Genomic DNA, 16,626 nt, shown 5'->3' with positions numbered 1-16,626 from the left:
ATGGCCGAATACCGTCACCCTGGGACACCTTCGCCGGTCAGCGCGCCTGAGCCAAGTCCGGGGCGGGTTCGAGCGGTTCGTGTTCCGCGCGGCGCCGGCGGCGCAGCACCCACAGGGTGACCCCGGCGCCCGCCAGGACCAGGAACAGGCCCACGGCCGGCCAGGGGACGGCGATGAAGTCGGTCTCGGACCGCGAGACCAGATCGGGGTGGGCGGTCGCGCCCGCCGTGATCCTGACGGTCACCCAGTCGGACTGGGGGGCGTCCGGCCAGGGTTCGGTCAGCTCGATGCGCTGCCCGGGCAGCAGGGTCAGCCTCAGCTCGCGGGCCGGCCGGTCCAGCACCCGGCGCCCGAACAGGCCCTCGGCGGAGACCGTCACCTTGGGCTCGACGACCACGTTGCCCCGGTTGACCAGTGCGTACGAGACCGTGGCGCGGGCGCTGCGCACCCAGGGCAGCAGCGGCGCCGAGCGGCTGATCCGCACGTCCTCCACGCTCAGCCCCGGAGTCAGCGGCCCGGGAACCCGGAAGTACAGCCGGGCGCCCACCGAGCGCTTCACCCCGACCTGGACCTTGCCGTCCTGCTGGACGCCCTCCACGGCGGTGTTCAGGGCGACGATCCCGCCGACGTGGTCACCGGGCGTCGCGTCCGCCGGGACCTTCACGGTGAACGGGATGTCCTTGCGGCCCTTGGCCGGCACGGTGACGGTGCCCGCGGTCTCCGGCGGCAGCGCGATCCAGGTGCCGACGTCCTTGGGCTTGCTCTCCACCGGGAGCAGCGCGAAGGCGCCGCCCGCCGGGGTGTTCATCGCGTCGGTGGCGAAGATCTGGAACGTCAGGTCCTTGTCGGAGGAGTTGAGGATCGTCACGCTGTCGCCGAGGGCGGTCCCGGCCGTGCCCTGGTGGAAGAAGTACGCGCGGTCGGTCATCGCCGCACCGGCCGCCGGGGTGGGGAAGACCCCCCAGGTGCCGTTGTCCGCGGCCCTCGCCGCGCCGGCCGGGAGCAGGCCCGCACTCAGGAGCAGCAGGCTCAGCAGCAGGCCGTGGAGCAGACCGTGGAGCGGGGTGCGGGTGCGGCTACGCGTACGGCTGCGGGTGCGCATGGGCGGTCTCCAGTGGGCGCCGGAAGGGGAAGGGGTGGTGCGGCGCCGGAGCGCCGCACCACCCTGGTGGAGCAGGCCGTACGGGTCAGGCGATCGAGAAGGTCACGACCGTCTGGTAGGTGTCGGCGAACATGAACGGCGGGAGCTGGATCATCCCGGCGCCGCCGACGGCGAACTCACCGCCGGTCAGCTCGTCCCCGCCGGCGGCCTGGGAGGCCACCTTCATCGGGACGTCGGAGATCGCGCCGGGCGTGCCCGCGGTGCAGGTGCTCGGGCTGTCCGGGTTGGTCACGGTGCAGGACGGCTGGATGCCGATCTGCGCCTTCGCCATCGAGTGGCCGGTGGCCTGGTTCAGGAACGGCGTACGCGTCGCCGTCACGTCCCAGCCGAGGGAGCCGCCGCGGAAGTCCTGGACGGTCGCGGCGTTGAAGACGCCGACCACCGACTGGGCCTTGCCGTTGATGGTGACCGAGCCGAAGCTGACTGCCGGCTGGCCGTCCTTCGGGCCGAGGGCCAGCGGTCCGGGGAGGACCTCGACGTCGACCGGGTTCTTGACGCCGGCCTGCTCCTCCACGAACACGAACGGCTTGGAGGTGGTCGCACCGTTGATCTTGATCGTGTCGGCCTTCTTGGTGACCGTGAGGGTGCAGGTGGCCACGCCGGCGGAGTCCGCCGTGCCGGTGCCGTTGTCACCGGTCGGCGTGCCCGCGAGCAGGGCGGAGCAGGTGACGGCGCCGGGCGGCATGTTGGCGCCGCTGACGACGACCTCCTGGCCCGCCGGGCCGCTGTTGGGCGTCAGCTTCGTCGTGATCGGGTCCTTGGGCAGGGCCTCGACCGCGACGGAGCCGAGCGAGGCGCTCGGGCGGGGCGCCGGGGTACAGGTGGTGGTGAAGACCGAACCGGAGAGGTCCGCGTCGGTCACCGCGAGGTCGAGGGCGACGTTGACCGTGGTGCCCTCGGTGCCGTCCGGGATCTTGATCGTTCCGGAGAAGGCCTTGGGATCGAGCGGCTGCCCGGCCACGACGCTGACGGTCTCGGGCGGGCTGGTGACCACCTGGGTGGTCGTCCCGACCTTGAGGGTGATCTTGGAGGTGTTCACCGTGGTGACGGAGAACCCGGGGATCAGCGGGCTCGCGCCCGGGTCGATCGTGATCGGGACGACGTCGCCGGCCTTGGCTCCGTCGGGCAGGGTGACCGTCCAGTTCTGGTTGCCCGAGCCGTCCGGCTGCGGCGCCGGGGCGTCGCAGTTCTCGAAGACGGCGGTGGTCTTCGTCGCGGCCTGCGCGGAGCCTGCCAGGCCCACCACGCCGCCCGTCAGGGCCAGAGACAGGGCTCCCGCCCCGGCCAGCACTCTTCGTCTGAGCGTTCTCGTACTCACTGGGTCGCGACTCCTTCGTCATGACGAACCCCTCCCCCCACCCGCTGTGTGGGGGAGGCCGAGCCGGTGCGGTGGCCGATATTGACGCGTCGCGGTGATGAGAAGTCAATGACTTGCTTTCGCCCGAAGCACACAGAAATTGATGGGCCATCAGGGAGAGTCTGATGGCCCATCGGATACCGACTGGTCGGGGTGCGTCGAGTGCGCGGGGTGGACGAGGTGGGCGGGGTGCGCGGGCCGTGGCGGGGTGAAAGAGGCGGCCTAGCGGTCGGTGGGGAGGTGCAGCAGCCGGTTCGGGGTGTCGGCCGGGAGCGCGGTGATCCGGTCGGGCACGGCGCCGTGCAGCAGCGCCTCGGACACCTGGGCGGGAGTGCGCGCCGTCCCGCTCGCCAGGACGAGCGCGGCGACCCCCGCCACGTGCGGGGCGGCCATCGAGGTGCCGGAGGCGCGGGCGGTGGCGGTGGCGGAGTCCTTCCAGGCCGAGGTGACGCCGACACCCGGCGCCGAGAGGTCCACGCAGGGGCCGTGGCTGGAGAACGGAGCGTGCCGGTCCGCGGCGTCGGTCGCGCCGACCGTGATCGCCTGCGGGACGCGGGCGGGGGAGCCCTCGCAGGCGTCCGTGCCGTCGTTGCCCGCGGCCACGGTGAAGGTGATCCCGGAGGCCACGGCACGGATCACGGCCGCGTCGAGGGCGTGGCTGGGGGTGCCGCCCATGCTCATGTTGGCCACCGCCGGGGTGCCGGGCGCCTTCGCCGCGTCCTTCACCACCCAGTCGAGGCCCTTGAGGATGGCCGACAGGCTCCCGGAGCCGCGGCAGTCGGCCACCTTGACCCCGATGAGCGAGACGCCCTTCGCGACCCCGTACGTCTCCCCGCCCACGGTCGCCGCGACGTGCGTGCCGTGCCCGTTGCAGTCGCGGGAGCTCCCGAGGAACACCGCGTTGTAGCCGAACCGGGCGCGGCCCCCGAACTCCTGGTGGAGGGTGTTGATCCCGGTGTCGACGATGTAGACGGTGACGCCCTCGGCCCTCGTGGGGTACGTGTACGAGCCGTCGAGCGGGAGCTCGCGCTGGTCGATGCGGTCCAGCGGCCAGGGCGCGGACGCCTGGGACTGCGGCAGGGCGCCGGGGGTGTCGGCGCTGGTGTGGAACTCCGTGTCCGGCTCCACGGAGGCCACCCGGGGGTCGGCGGCCAGGGCGGCGGCCCGGGCGGCGGTGGTACGGACGGCGAAGCCGTTGAGGGCGGCCTCGTAGACCGGCCCGACCTCGTCGCCGGAGTCCGCGGCCTCGGCGGCCAGGGCGCGGGTCGGGGCGCGCGAGCTGGTGTCCTTGAGGACGACGACGTAGGGGGCGACGGGGGCTTCGGCGGCGGCGGAGGCCGGGTGCGGCGGCAGGGCGGCGGCCGTGGTGGCCGCCGCGAGGAGCGCGACGGCGGCGGGGAGGAGCGGGGCGAATACGGTCATGCGGCCGATGCTCGGCGAACGGCGGCGCGGGCGCGCGGAGGGTGCGCCGAGTGGGCGCACGACACGCCGCCGCGCGGGCTACGGGGCGAGGGGCCAGCCGCGCATCGCGAAGACGCCCTCGTCGCGGGCGCCGGCGGCGTCGTAGGTGGCCAGGGCGGCCTCGTTGTCGGCGTCGACCCCCACCCACATGCCGTAACAGCCGCGGGCCTTCCCCTCTTCGGCGAGGGCCAGCGTCAGGGCGCGGCCGATCCCGCGGCGGCGGTACCCCTCGTCCACGGACAGCTCGTACAGGCACATCTCGGTGCCCTTGTCGGGGTGGCACATCTCGATGCCGGAGACCATTCCCGCGGGCACGTCGTCGACGTAGGCGATCAGCATCACGTGCCCGGGGGCGGCGAGGAAGCGCTCGGACCACTCCTCGCGGGCGGGCCCGTCGAGGAGGGATTCTGCGGCGGAGAGCTCGGCGGGGGTGAGGGCCCGGCGGATGTCCATGGCGGCCACGATAATGCGCACATGACGGCTGGTGAGCGGAAGTCCGGCGCGGCGCGGCGGGCAGCCGGAAACTCCCGACCGGACGGCCGCGGCACCGGCCGCCGCCGCGACCCGGTGCCCCTCCCCGGTCCCGGTGCCCGGACAGGGCCCGGATCCGGAAGAGACGGCCTGGCGTTGTTCTTCCGTCGATGACCGATTGAGGGGGAGCCTCGTGAGAAGTGCCGTCGTCACTCCGGAGGAGGACCGGATCCGCTGGGTCGAGCTGCCGGGGGAGGAGCCGGCCCGGGTGTACGTGCACGGGCTCGGGGCCACCTCGCCGACCATGCGCGAGCTGCTGCTGGAGCTGAAGATCCCGCGCAGCTTCCTGCTGCCCGAGGCGGACGGCCCGCTTCCGGGCACCGACGCCCTGGAGGCGGCGGGCGTGGCCGTGGTGCCGGTCCCCGACTGCGGGCACAACATCATGCTGGACAACCCCGAAGGCTTCGCCCGCGCCACCGCGACGGCGCTGACCCGCGGCCAGGCACCACCCAGGCCGTGAAGTCCGCCCGGACAGGGGCTACTTACCGCCGGCCGGGGACGGGGTGCCGTCGGTCCAGGCGTAGACGCGCTTGCCGCGCACCGCGACCTGGTACTGGTGGGCGTCCCGGCACTCGGCCCGCACCTCGGCCCGGAGGCTGCCCGGCCACCACTTGGCGTGCAGGTCCGGGGCGCTCAGCTGCTTCGGCGCGCCCGTGCTGCACTGCGGGCCGTCGAGCGGTGTCGCGCCGAGGGTGAACCGGATCATCCGGGCCTCGCCGTTGGTGCGCATCCGTATGCGGACGTCGGTGGCGTCCCTGGGTATCCAGGACGGCAGCGCGAACCCGGACTTCGCGCGCTGCGGCGCATCGGCGGCGGTCGCGAAACGCCGGCCCTTCTCCTTGTACACCCGCTGTTCGATCCTGTCGGTCACGGGGTTGGGCGGCAGGTTGGGCAGGGCGAAGGCCGCGGTGGCGAGGACTCCCACCGTGGCGGCGGCGACGACGAGCGGGCGGCGGTTCATACCGTCCAGTCTCGGCCGGGAGGTGCTCCCCGCGCGTCCCTCCGCAGGACGAACCGTGCGTGGGTCGGAAGTCTTATCCGGTCTCATACCTGGGAGGGGTGCCGGTTCGGGTCGGGCCGGCGCGCAGTAACCGGGCGGCGTCCGCGGGAGTTGGCCGGAGGTGATCCGTCCGCCCCGGCCCCGAGGACCTTCCATGCGCCGTCGCCGTCTCGTCCCCGCTCTCGCCACCGCCGCCGCCACCGCGGTGCTCGCCCTCGCGCCGGCCGCCTGGGCCGCGCCGGAGGTCCCGGCCGACAAGCCGCTGGTGCTGAGCCGCTGGACGCAGCCCAGCGCCGCCAGTTACCACGCGTGGGCCGACGCGCGCGAGCACCGGGACGCGTGGGCGGCGTACGGCTTCGACTGGTCGACCGACCAGTGCACGTCCTCGCCGGACAACCCTTTCGGCTTCCCCTTCGCCGCGGCCTGCGCCCGTCACGACTTCGGCTACCGCAACCACCGGGCGGCAGGTCTGTTTCCGGCCGCCAAGGCCCGGCTGGACCAGGCGTTCCACGCGGACATGAAGCGGGTGTGCGCCCAGTACGAGGGCGGCCGCAAGAGCTCCTGCGAGGGCACCGCGTGGACGTACTACCAGGCGGTCAGGCTCCTCGGGATATCGTAGCGAACTCAGAGCGATCTCGTAGGGATCTCCGAGGAGTCCCCAGCGATCACAAGGGAACCGCGCGACCCGTACGCCAGGGCGCGCGGGTCGCGCGGGCGGCGCGTGCGCCTCCTCTTCTCGTTCACATGTTCTCCGTTTCTGCTTCACCAATCCGTGTGCCCCACAGCCCTACGCCCCGTGGATTGTCATGCCCGCGGCCATGGGTGGGTGGCCGATTTCCGGCCATGCACGGCTTGTGGGGAAGGGGGGGCGGACCGGTGTCTCGGCCACGTTTTCTGTTCGTGTCGTGGGTGGACGTCGCACGACGTCAGTCGCCGGCACGCGGCTCGGACCAGGACGCCAAGGGCGGCGGTCCCGAGGCCGTGACCTGGCGGCTCGTCGGCGCCAACAACCACGAGCTCGGCCGCAGTCCGCACGTGCACAGCAGCCTCACGGCCTGCTGCGCCGCCGTGCAGCGGCTCCGCGCGGAGGCCGACCGGGTCACCGCCCTCGTGGTGATGTCCCCCGGCACGGGCACCCGCGCCCACACCGCAACCGGCACGGACACGGGAAGCGGCGGCGGCGCCGGAACCGGTGCCGGAATCCGCGCCGCCATCGGACCCGGCACCGCCGCGGTCGCCGGCACCGGCGCCGGCGCCTGGACCTGGCAGCTCACCCTCGACGAGCACTGCGTGGCGGTGGCCGTACGCACCTTCCGCCGCCAGCGCGAGTGCCGGCACAGCCTCCAGCTGTTCCTGTCCGCCGCCGCCGAGGCGCAGGTCGCCTCCGGGGTCACCTACACCCGGCGGCTGCGCGGCCTGCGCCTGCCGGGCGCCGGAGACGCGCCGGGGCTGGCCGTCCGCGGGGGAGGCCTGCTGTGACCACCGCGACCACCACCGTCGTCGGCGCGCCCGACCCCGCCGACCGGGGCGACGCGCCGCGCCCCCTCGCCAAGGGCGGGGACCCGGCCGACCGGATCTTCCGCGGCTCCGCCCGCGGGGCCGGCGCCGTGGTGCTCCTCATCATGACCCTGGTCGGCGTCTTCCTCGGCGGCCGCGCCCTGGAGGCGCTGCGCGACGCCGGCCCGGCCTTCCTCACCACCTCCGCGTGGGAGCCGGACTCCCACCGCTTCGGCATCGCGGCCGTCCTCCCCGGCACCGTCCTCATCGGGGTCGTCGCGATCGTCTTCGCCGTGCCGCTCGCCGCGGGCACCGCCCTCTACATCACCGAATACGCGCCGCGCCGCCTCAAGCAGACCCTGATCAGCCTCGTCGACCTGATGGCCGCGGTGCCCAGCGTGGTCTACGGCCTGTGGGGGCTCTTCCTCTTCCAGCCGAGCGTCGTGGGCCTCTCCCGCTGGCTCACCACCTACTTCGGATGGTTCCCGCTCTTCGCGGTCGACGGGGACAACCCCCGCGACCCGCTCAGCCCGAACACCTTCTACACCTCCTCCACCTTCATCGCCGGGATGGTCGTCGCGCTGATGGTCACGCCGATCGCCTGCTCCGTGATGCGCGAGGCCTTCGCCCAGGCGCCGCCGGGCGAACGCGAGGGTGCCTTCGCCCTCGGCGCCACCCAGTGGGGCGTCATCCGCTCCGTCGTCCTGCCCTTCGGCCGGGGCGGGATCATCGGCGGCACCATGCTCGGCCTCGGCCGGGCGCTGGGGGAGACCATCGCCGTCTACCTGATCATCTCGCCGGTCTTCGTCTTCCAGCCGCACATCGTCCAGAACGGCGCCAACTCCGTGTCCGCCCTCATCGCCCTGCGCTACGGATCCGCCAGCGAATTCGGGATGTCCGCCCTGATGGCCGCCGGCCTCGCCCTCTTCCTCATGACCCTCGTCGTCAACTTCATCGCGTCCTCGGTGGTCGCCCGCAGCCGCTCCGGAGCGGGGGCCGAGGCATGACCGTCACCACGCACCCGGCCGCCCCGGCCACCGCCGAGGCCCCGCGCACCGTCTGTCCCGACCTGGTCCCAGACGGCCCCGGCGCGCCCGCCGAGCAGCGGCGCAACACCTCGACCCTGCACGCCCGCGACGTCCTCGCCCTGCTGGGGGCCGCGGCCGCCGCGCTCGGGCTGACCGCGCTGCTCTTCGGACGCGTGCTGCCCTTCGACGCGCCGCTGGGCTTCACCGTCGTCCTCTACCTCGCCTTCATGGCGCTGTACGCGGTCCTCGTCTCCCTCGACGAGAACGGCTCGGCCGTCCGCGCCCGCCTCGCCCAGGTCTTCGTCCACGGCATCGCCGCCCTGCTGCTGGCCGCCCTGCTGCTCGTCGTCGGCTACGCCATCGTGCGCGGCCGGGAGGCGCTGACCCACCTCAACTTCTTCACCGAGGACATGTCCGGCACCGGCCCGCTGGACCCGCTCACCCAGGGCGGGGCGCTGCACGCCATCGTCGGCACCCTGGAGCAGATCGGCATCGCCCTGGCGGTGACCGTTCCGCTGGGACTGGCCAGCGCGGTGTTCCTCAACGAGGTCCCGGGCCGCTACGCGCGGTTCGTGCGCACCATCGTCGAAGCCATGACGGCGCTGCCGTCGATCGTGGCCGGCCTGTTCGTCTACGCCACCTGGATCCTGCTCCTCGGCAACGACAAGTCCGGCCTCGCCGCCGCCCTCGCCCTGTCCGTGATGATGCTGCCGATCGTCATCCGCGCCTCCGACGTGGTGATCCGGCTGGTGCCGGGCTCGCTCAAGGAGGCCTCCTACGCCCTCGGCGCCGGCCAGTGGCGCACCGTGTGGACGGTGGTGCTGCCCACCGCCCGCTCCGGACTGACCACCGCCGTGATCCTGGGCACCGCCCGCGGGATCGGCGAGACCTCCCCGGTGCTGCTCACCTCGGGTATCGCGGCCGGCCTGAACGCCAACCCCGTCGAGGGGCCGCAGATGTCGCTGCCGCTCGCCACCTTCAGCCTCGTCGGCTACCCCGACAAGACCATGATCGCCCGCGGGTTCGGCTGCGCGGCCCTGCTGATGGCGCTGGTGCTGCTGCTGTTCGTGCTCGCCCGCGTCATCGGCGGCCGGGCCCCCGGCCAGCTCAGCCGCGGCCAGCAGCACCGCCGGGTGCTCGCCTCGGCCCGCGACGCCGAGCGCATGGCCGCCCGGGCGGAGCGCGGCCCGGACACGACGGCACCGGGGACGGGTGCGGAAGCCACCGGTCCGCTGCCCCAACCGGAGGACCGGCGGCCCGAACCGCCGCCCTGGTCCTAGCAGCCCGGCCCGCCCTGCCCCGCCCGCCCTGCCCCGCCCGCCCTGCCCCGCCCCGCCTCCCCGCCCACGCCCCGAGCGCTCGGCTTCGTACGACACGTCACCGATCAGGAGAGTTCCCGATGCCCGGACGACCCCCGGCCCACCACGGACGTGCCCCTTCGGGCGTCCTCGTCCGCGCGCTCGCCCTGCTCCTCGCCGCCGTGGCCCTCGCCCTGCCCGGCGCCGCGCCCGCCGCCGCCGAGAGCTACGTACCGGTCTCCGGCGCCGGCTCCACCTGGAGCCAGAACGCCCTCGACCAGTGGCGCGCCAACGTCAAGCAGTACGGCATGACGGTCAACTACAGCGGTACGGGATCGTCCGACGGCCGCAACCAGTTCCGCAACGGCACCGTCGACTTCGCGGTCTCCGAGATCCCGTACGGCATCAAGGACTCCGGGGTCGTGGACCCGGCGCCCGCGCGGAAGTTCGGCTACATGCCGATCGTCGCGGGCGGCACCGCCTTCATGTACAACCTCAAGATCGGCAACCGCCGGGTCACCAACCTCCGCCTCTCCGGCGAGGTCGTGGCCAAGATCTTCACCGGCACCATCACCACCTGGAACGACCCGGCCATCAAGGCCGACAACCCGGCCCTCGCGAGCTCGCTGCCCGCCCGCCGGATCGTCCCCGTCGTCCGCTCCGACGGCTCGGGCACCACCGCCCAGCTGACCAACTGGCTGGCCATGCGCCACGGCGGGCTGTGGGACGCCTACTGCGCCAAGGCCGGCCGCTCCACCCCCTGCGGGCAGACCTCCAACTTCCCCGTCGTGGCCGGCCGCGGCTTCGTCGGCCAGTCCGGCTCCAACGGCGTCTCCGGCTACGTGGCCCAGGACGGCAACGTCGGCACCATCACCTACGTCGAGTACTCCTACGCGGTGGCCACCACCGGCTTCCCCGTCGCCAAGATCCTCAACGGGGCGGGCTACTACACCGAGCCCACCGCGCAGAACGTCGCCGTCTCGCTCACCAAGGCCTCGATCCGGCCCGACCTGACCCAGGACCTGAGCCAGGTCTACGACGAGAGCAGCGACCGCCGCAACTACCCGCTCTCCAGCTACAGCTACATGATCATTCCGACCGCGCAGGAAGCGAACTTCAACCCGCAGAAGGGCAAGGCGCTCGGCGCCTTCGCCTACTACTTCCTCTGCGAGGGACAGCGCTCGGTCGACAGGCTCGGCTACTCCCCGCTGCCCATCAACCTCGTGCAGGCCGGTCTGGAACAGGTCCGCCGCATCCCCGGCGTCACCGCCACGAACATCGACATCAAGAACTGCAAGAACCCGACCTTCTCCGCCGACGGCACCAACACCCTCGCCACCAGCGCCCCCCAGCCCTCCGAATGCGACAAGAAGGGCGCCACCCAGTGCGAGATAGGCACGGGCGGCAACAAGACCCCGACCCAGACGGGCAGTGCCTCGGGCGGCTCGGGCGGCGCCGCCACCGGCGGCGGCAGCGGTAGCGGCGGCAACGGCGGTACGGGCTCGGGCGCGTCCGGCGGCGGCGCCACCGGCGGATCCGGCTCGGGCGGGGGCGGCGCCGACGGCGGGGCGGCGGCCTCCGGCGGCTCCGCCTCCGGCGGGAGCGGTGGCGACGGCGCGGCCGCCGACGGGGGAGCGGGAGCCGTCGACCCGGAGACGGGCCGGCCCCTCGCGGCGGGCGATCTGTTCGGCATCCCCGTCACCACCGCCACCGGCATCGGCGGGACGCTCCAGACCGCGCTGATGGTGCTCGGCGCGCTGATCCTGCTGACCCTCACGGTCGGGCCCCCGCTGCTCACCCGGCAGCTGGCCCGGCGGCGCGCGGGAGGCGGCTCCTGATGCGCAGCCTCCTGACGCGCGGCCTCCTGACCCGCACCCGCACCCGCATCGGCACCCGCAAGGCCTCGACGCCCGGGCCCCGAACCCGTCCGTCCGCCCCGGCCCGTCCGCTCCGGCTGCTGCTGGGCGCGCTCTGCCTGGCCCTGCTGCCCGTGGTCGCCACCACCGGAGGCAACGGCGCGCAGCCCGCGTACGCCGCCGACGGCTCCGAGACGACGGTCTCCGGCACCGGTGACTTCGCCGCCCTCAAGGTGACCGTCAGCCAGACCCGCAACCTCGTCGACCAGGTCGTCAAGGTCTCCTGGACCGGCGGGGCGCCCACCGTGTCGGACACCGCGTACGCCGCCAACTACCTCCAGATCATGCAGTGCTGGGGCGACGCCCCGACCGGCCCCACCACCGACCAGTGCCAGTTCGGCGGCTCCTCGGCGCTCGGCGCGGGCGCCGGCAACCAGGCCGCCGGCGCCTACACCAACAGCCGCCAGCTCAACTACGGGGACCGGCTCAAGGACGGCGAGAACCAGCCGCTGCCGCCGCCCACCCCGAGCGGGATCTCGTACGCCCCCTTCCGCACGGTGGGCAACGACCCGGTCAGCCCGGGCAACTGGAACGAGTTCTTCGACGTCAACAGCACCAACGAGGTGCCCTACGCCCGCACCAACGCCCGCGGCGCCGGCGAGGTCTGGTTCGAGACCCAGACCGCCATCGAGGCCCCCGGCCTCGGCTGCGGCGCGGCCGTCCCGGGCTCCCAGACCGCTCAGGGCGCCGCTGCCGCCGGCCGTGGCTGCTGGCTGGTGATCGTGCCGCGCGGCACCACCGAGATCGACGGCACCGCGTACACCACCCAGTCCGGCGGCCAGCTCCAGTCCTCCCCGCTCAGCCCGGCGAACTGGAAGCACCGCCTCGTCGTCCCCCTCGGCTTCGAACCGCTCGGCAGCTTCTGCCCGATCGGCGCCGAGGAGCGCGGCACGATCGGCAGCGAGATGGCCGCCGAGGCCGTCACCCGCTGGCAGCCCGCCCTGTGCCAGACCGGCGGCAAGGCCATCTACGGCTACGCGCAGGTCCCGGACGAGACCGCCCGCGTCAAGCTCCTCTCCGGCGCCCCCGGCCTCGTCTTCCTCGGCCGTCCCGCAGCGCCCGTCGAGACCCGGCGGCCCGTCTACGCGCCGGTCTCCCTCTCCGGCATCACCATCGGCTACTTCATCGAGAGCCAGGCCGGTTTCGGCGCCCCCGACGAGGTCAAGGCCCGCAACGGCACCCGCCTCGGCTCGCTGCGCCTGACCCCGCGGCTCGTCGCGAAGCTGCTGACCGAGTCGTACAAGGACGGCAACTCGCGCTTCGCCGAAAGCACCGCGAAGAACCCGGAGAACCTGGGCCGCGACCCGGAGTTCATCCGCCACAACCCCGAATACACCGGCCTCGACTTCGGCGGAAGGCTCGGTGACGCCCTCGTCCCGCAGCCGCTCGCCGACACCACCCGCCAGCTGTGGGAGTGGATCGGGCAGGACGCCGCCGCCCGGGAGTTCCTGAGCGGGGTGCCCGACAACGCGGGGACCCACGGGGACCGCGCGTACGCGGGCATGGCCGTCAACCCGCACTACAAGGACCTGGCGCTGCCGCTCGACAGCTTCCCCAAGAGCGATCCGTACTGCCAGCCCTTCGACGACCGGCCGTCCTTCCCGCTGTGCATCCAGGACAAGCACCCCTACGCCAGCGACATGCACGCCGCCGCCCGCGCCGCGAGCCGCGGCGACACCCTCGCCCGTACCTCCTGGGACGCGACCGCCACGCCCCCCGCCTACAAGAAGGACCCGCCGCAGCCGGCCGGGGCGCGGGCCGTGCTCGCCGTCACCGACACCGCCACCGCCGACCGGTACGGCCTCGTGCGCGCCGAACTCCTCAATGCGGCGGGCCGCTTCGTCGGCCCCGAACCGGCCGGCCTGATCGCCGCGGCCGGCGCCCGCAAGGCCGGCCCGGACGGGGTCGGTTCCCCCGACCCGGCGGCCAAGGACCCGGCGGCCTACCCGCTCACCGTGCTCACCTACGCCGCGACCGTGCCCGCCGACCTCACCGAGGCCGAGGGCAAGGACTACGGGAGCCTCCTCGCCTACGCGGCCGGCCCGGGTCAGACCCCGGGAGTGGCCGCCGGCACCCTGCCGCACGGCTACGCCCCGCTGCCCGAGGCCCTGCGGGCCCAGACCCGCGAGGCCGCCCGCCGGGTCACCGCCGAGGCCGGCAAGAAGCCGGCCCCGGACGGGTCGGCGGGCGGGTCCTCGGCCGGAGCGGCCGGATCCACCGCTTCCGGCGGTACGTCGGCGGGCGCGGGCGGGGTCCAGAGCGGCGCCGCGGCCTCCGGCACGAGCGGTGGGTCCCCCTCCGCCGGCGGCGCGTCCGCCGGCGCGGCGGCCACCGCGGGCGCCGGCGCCAAGGCCTCCGCCACCCCGGCCTCCGCGGCCCCGGCGGCGCCCGGCGGTGCGCCGCCCGCCGTGGCCGCCCCCGTGGCCCAGGCCACCGGGGACACCCCGCGCTGGGTGGTCGGCGCCATCCGGCACGTGCTGCTGATCTGCCTGATCGTGGGCGCGCTCGCGGCCTTCGCCGGCCCGCTGCTGCCCCGCTTCCTGCCGCGTCTCCTGCCCCACCTGCGCGCACTGCGCGCGGGCGCCGCCCACCGCGACGAAGGGCGGTGATACCCGGCCACAACCGTCTGATTCGTCCGCGCCAACGGAACTTCACCCAACGCGTGCCGGGCACCACCCGGGGCGCAGCCTAGCTGAGGGGTAAACCCGAGTGAACAAGAAGAAGATCGCCTTCGCCGCCGCGGCGGCCGCACTGGTGCTCGGCGCCACCGGCGGCAGCATCGCCTTCGCCGACCCGGCCGGCCCGCCGCAGTACCGCCAGCTGTCCGGTGTCGGCTCCGACACCACCCAGGACGTCATGAACGGCCTGGCCGCCGCCATCACCGTCAACGGCCAGAAGGTCATCGGCTCGTACGACGCCACCGGTTCCGCGAACGTCACCACCAAGGACCCGGCGGTCAACGCGAACTGCACCATCGCCCGCCCCAACGGCAGCGGCGCCGGCCGTTCCGCGCTGCTGACCTCCCTCCAGGCGAACAACGGCTGTCTGGACTTCGCCCGCTCCTCCTCCCTGAACCTGGCGGCCGCGGCCCCGGGCCTGACGTACGTCCCCTTCGCGGTCGACGGCGTCACCTACGCGATCACCCCCGGTTCGGCGATCCCGCGCAAGCTGGGTCTGGCCGACCTGAAGGCGATCTACCACTGCGACCCCAACTACGTGGGCGCGGGCCCCAACTACGACATGACCGTCTACCTGCCGCAGGCCGGCTCGGGCACCCGCAGCTTCTGGGAGTCCCAGATGGGCATCACCGACGCCGATGTCGTCGCGGGCGTCTACCCCTGCATCAAGGACAAGAAGGGCAGCGCCCCGGTCCAGGAGCACGACGGCCGCGTCCTCGACGACAAGTCGATCGTGCCGTTCTCCATCGCGCAGTACCAGTCGCAGTCCTCGCAGACGATCGCCGACCTGCGCGGCCGCGCCATCCTCGGCACCGTCGACGGCCTGGCGCCCACCGTGCTCAACAGCGGCTTCGGCGTGAAGCGCGACGTCTACAACGTCATCCCGACCAGCAAGGTCGCCACCGCGCCCTGGAGCACCGTCTTCGTCGGCGCGAACTCCGAGATCTGCAAGCAGACCTCGGTGATCAACACCTACGGCTTCGCCACGAACCCGAACTGCGGCGACACCACCAAGCAGACCCCCTGATCCGCCGAGCAGCTGATTCCCCGCCTGATCTTCTGATTCTGGAGACGTTGTGCTGAAGAACAGATTCTCACGGGCCCTGGCCCTCGGTGTCGCCGCCGTGACCACCGCCTTCGCGGCGGGTCTGGCCGGCGCGAGCGCCGCGTACGCCGCCCCGATCGGCAGCATCGAGATCAACCCGGCGACCGGGGCCGACACCTCCGGCATCGCCTTCACCACCTCCGGCGCCTGCCCGGCGAACGCCACCAACGTGCTGGTGAAGGTGGAGGGTTCCGGCTTCCCCGCCGGCGGCCTGAACGTGGTCGGCAACTCCCCGATCACCACCTACCCGACCGCCCCCAACGGCGGCATGGTCATCCCGCTCACCTCCACCATGCGGGACTACGCCAGCCAGGCCGGCTTCACCACCCTGCAGGGCAAGTACGACTTCACCGTGATCTGCCGGACGGCGTTCAACGGCACCAGCCTCGGCGACTACACCGGCGCGGTCTGGTTCACCTCGAACACCACCTACCAGAACACCGACCCGGCGGTGAAGACCGACACCGCCACCGCCCTCGCGGTCACCCCGGCCGGCCCCGCCCAGGCGGGCACCCCGGTCACCCTCACCGCCACCGTCACCCCGGGCGGCGCCGGCGGCACCGTCCAGTTCAAGGACGGCGCGAACAACCTCGGCACCGCCGTGACCGTCGCGAACGGCGCCGCGGCCCTCACCACCAGCAACCTCGCCGCGGGCACGCACGACCTGACCGCCGTCTTCACCCCGGCGAGCGCCTCCTACAACGGCTCCACGTCGGCGCACGTCTCCTACGTCGTCCAGGCCGTCCCGGCCGCCGCGACCAGCACCGCCCTCGCCGTCTCCCCGGCCTCCACCGCGCCGCAGTTCAGCCCGGTGACCCTGACCGGTACGGTCACGCCCGCGGGTGCGGCCGGCGCGCTGAAGTTCACCGACACGGTGGGCGGCAACACCACCACCCTGGGCACCGTGCCCGTCGCGAACGGCAGCGCGGTGCTGACCACCAGCAGCCTGCCGGTCGGCGACCACTCCTTCACCGCCGTGTTCGTGCCGGCGAACGCGGGCGCCTACCTCGGCTCCGACTCGGGCGCGGTCCCGTTCGTGGTCGGCGCGTTCGCCGGAGTCACCGCCTCCGAGACCATCACCACCACCGTCAACGCCGGCGCGCTGGTGATCAGCGTCGCCAACCCGCAGGTCACCCTGCCCTCGCCGGTCCTGAACGCCGACGGCGACCTGCTGACCACCGCCGGGTCCATCAACCCGGTCACCCTCACCGACACCCGTGCCGGCAACCCGGGCTGGACCGTCAGCGGCCAGGTCACCGACTTCTCCGACGGCGCCACCCACGGCATCAACGGCCAGAACCTCGGCTGGGCCCCGAAGGTCGTCGACAAGGCGCCCGCGCAGACCGTCACGGCCGGCTCCGCCGTCGCCGCGGCGCACGGCGCGGCCACCGGTGACTCGGGCACCGCGGGCCTGAAGTCCGCCCGCACCCTCGCGAACGGCGCCGGCCTCGGCACCGCGCACGTCACCGCCGACCTCGCGCTGAACGTCCCGACCTCCACGGTGGCCGGCACCTACAGCGCCACCCTCACCCTCACCGCCATCTGATCCAGGCGTGAGCCCCGGGGCGGAACGGCCTCTTCCCGCTCCTCCGC

At 73.6% G+C, this 16,626-nt stretch carries 13 protein-coding genes and 1 pseudogene; 9 read left to right on the top strand and 5 right to left on the bottom strand.

From position 1 onward, the window contains the following. Positions 1 to 37 precede the first annotated feature (37 nt). The 4 genes from ACFYZ4_RS23040 to ACFYZ4_RS23025 form a co-directional block, all read right to left on the bottom strand. Positions 38 to 1,102 (bottom strand): WxL protein peptidoglycan domain-containing protein, encoded by a 1,065-nt coding sequence (locus ACFYZ4_RS23040; RefSeq protein ID WP_390784707.1) that lies wholly within the window; start codon positions 1,100 to 1,102, stop codon positions 38 to 40. Positions 1,103 to 1,187: 85 nt separating this feature from the next. Next, entirely contained in the window at positions 1,188 to 2,480 is a 1,293-nt protein-coding gene (locus ACFYZ4_RS23035; RefSeq protein WP_390784706.1) for a hypothetical protein, read from the bottom strand. 261 nt (positions 2,481 to 2,741) lie between these two features. Next, complete coding sequence (locus ACFYZ4_RS23030; RefSeq protein ID WP_390784705.1) at positions 2,742 to 3,941, bottom strand: S8 family peptidase; 1,200 nt, start codon at positions 3,939 to 3,941, stop codon at positions 2,742 to 2,744. 78 nt (positions 3,942 to 4,019) lie between these two features. Further along, complete coding sequence (locus ACFYZ4_RS23025) at positions 4,020 to 4,433, bottom strand: GNAT family N-acetyltransferase (protein WP_390784704.1); 414 nt, start codon at positions 4,431 to 4,433, stop codon at positions 4,020 to 4,022. A 310-nt stretch (positions 4,434 to 4,743) separates the two neighbouring features. On the opposite strand from ACFYZ4_RS23025, the pseudogene ACFYZ4_RS23020 reads away from it, so the two are divergent. Further along, a pseudogene (locus ACFYZ4_RS23020) lies at positions 4,744 to 4,971 on the top strand (alpha/beta fold hydrolase); the annotation flags it as partial. An 18-nt stretch (positions 4,972 to 4,989) separates the two neighbouring features. Here the strand turns inward: ACFYZ4_RS23020 and ACFYZ4_RS23015 are convergent. Next, entirely contained in the window at positions 4,990 to 5,472 is a 483-nt protein-coding gene (locus ACFYZ4_RS23015) for a hypothetical protein (RefSeq protein ID WP_384351062.1), read from the bottom strand. Between the two features lie 193 nt (positions 5,473 to 5,665). Between ACFYZ4_RS23015 and ACFYZ4_RS23010 the strand changes: the two genes are divergently transcribed. The 8 genes from ACFYZ4_RS23010 to ACFYZ4_RS22975 all read left to right on the top strand — a co-directional run bounded on the left by ACFYZ4_RS23010 (position 5,666) and on the right by ACFYZ4_RS22975 (position 16,579). Continuing rightward, the gene (locus tag ACFYZ4_RS23010; protein WP_351591636.1) at positions 5,666 to 6,130 is read left to right on the top strand and encodes a phospholipase; all 465 of its coding nucleotides are present in this window, start codon (positions 5,666 to 5,668) and stop codon (positions 6,128 to 6,130) included. Positions 6,131 to 6,411: 281 nt separating this feature from the next. Beyond that, positions 6,412 to 6,990, top strand: a complete 579-nt coding sequence (locus ACFYZ4_RS23005) for a hypothetical protein (RefSeq protein ID WP_351290447.1) — start codon at positions 6,412 to 6,414, stop codon at positions 6,988 to 6,990. Continuing rightward, complete coding sequence (gene pstC / locus ACFYZ4_RS23000) at positions 6,987 to 8,015, top strand: phosphate ABC transporter permease subunit PstC (RefSeq protein WP_351290445.1); 1,029 nt, start codon at positions 6,987 to 6,989, stop codon at positions 8,013 to 8,015. The genes ACFYZ4_RS23005 and pstC overlap by 4 nt, the downstream gene beginning before the upstream one ends. Then, entirely contained in the window at positions 8,012 to 9,316 is a 1,305-nt protein-coding gene (gene pstA, locus ACFYZ4_RS22995) for a phosphate ABC transporter permease PstA (protein WP_390784703.1), read from the top strand. The genes pstC and pstA overlap by 4 nt, the downstream gene beginning before the upstream one ends. Positions 9,317 to 9,435: 119 nt before the next feature. Next, a complete protein-coding gene (gene pstS / locus ACFYZ4_RS22990; protein WP_390784702.1) occupies positions 9,436 to 11,172 on the top strand; it encodes a phosphate ABC transporter substrate-binding protein PstS in 1,737 nt (578 codons plus the stop codon). Then, on the top strand, positions 11,172 to 13,859 hold the full coding sequence (locus ACFYZ4_RS22985; RefSeq protein ID WP_351290439.1) for a hypothetical protein: 2,688 nt from the start codon (positions 11,172 to 11,174) through the stop codon (positions 13,857 to 13,859). Before pstS ends, ACFYZ4_RS22985 begins: the two co-directional genes overlap by 1 nt. A 100-nt stretch (positions 13,860 to 13,959) precedes the next feature. Next, positions 13,960 to 14,955, top strand: a complete 996-nt coding sequence (locus tag ACFYZ4_RS22980; protein ID WP_351290437.1) for a substrate-binding domain-containing protein — start codon at positions 13,960 to 13,962, stop codon at positions 14,953 to 14,955. Between the two features lie 49 nt (positions 14,956 to 15,004). After that, positions 15,005 to 16,579, top strand: a complete 1,575-nt coding sequence (locus ACFYZ4_RS22975) for an Ig-like domain repeat protein (RefSeq protein WP_351290435.1) — start codon at positions 15,005 to 15,007, stop codon at positions 16,577 to 16,579. Positions 16,580 to 16,626: the final 47 nt, after the last annotated feature.

Source organism: Streptomyces sp. NPDC001513, from assembly GCF_042894695.1.
Classification (GTDB): Bacteria; Actinomycetota; Actinomycetes; order Streptomycetales; family Streptomycetaceae; genus Streptomyces.
The sequence above is the reverse complement of the archived record's forward strand: the minus strand, read 5'-3'. Positions and strand labels throughout refer to the sequence as shown.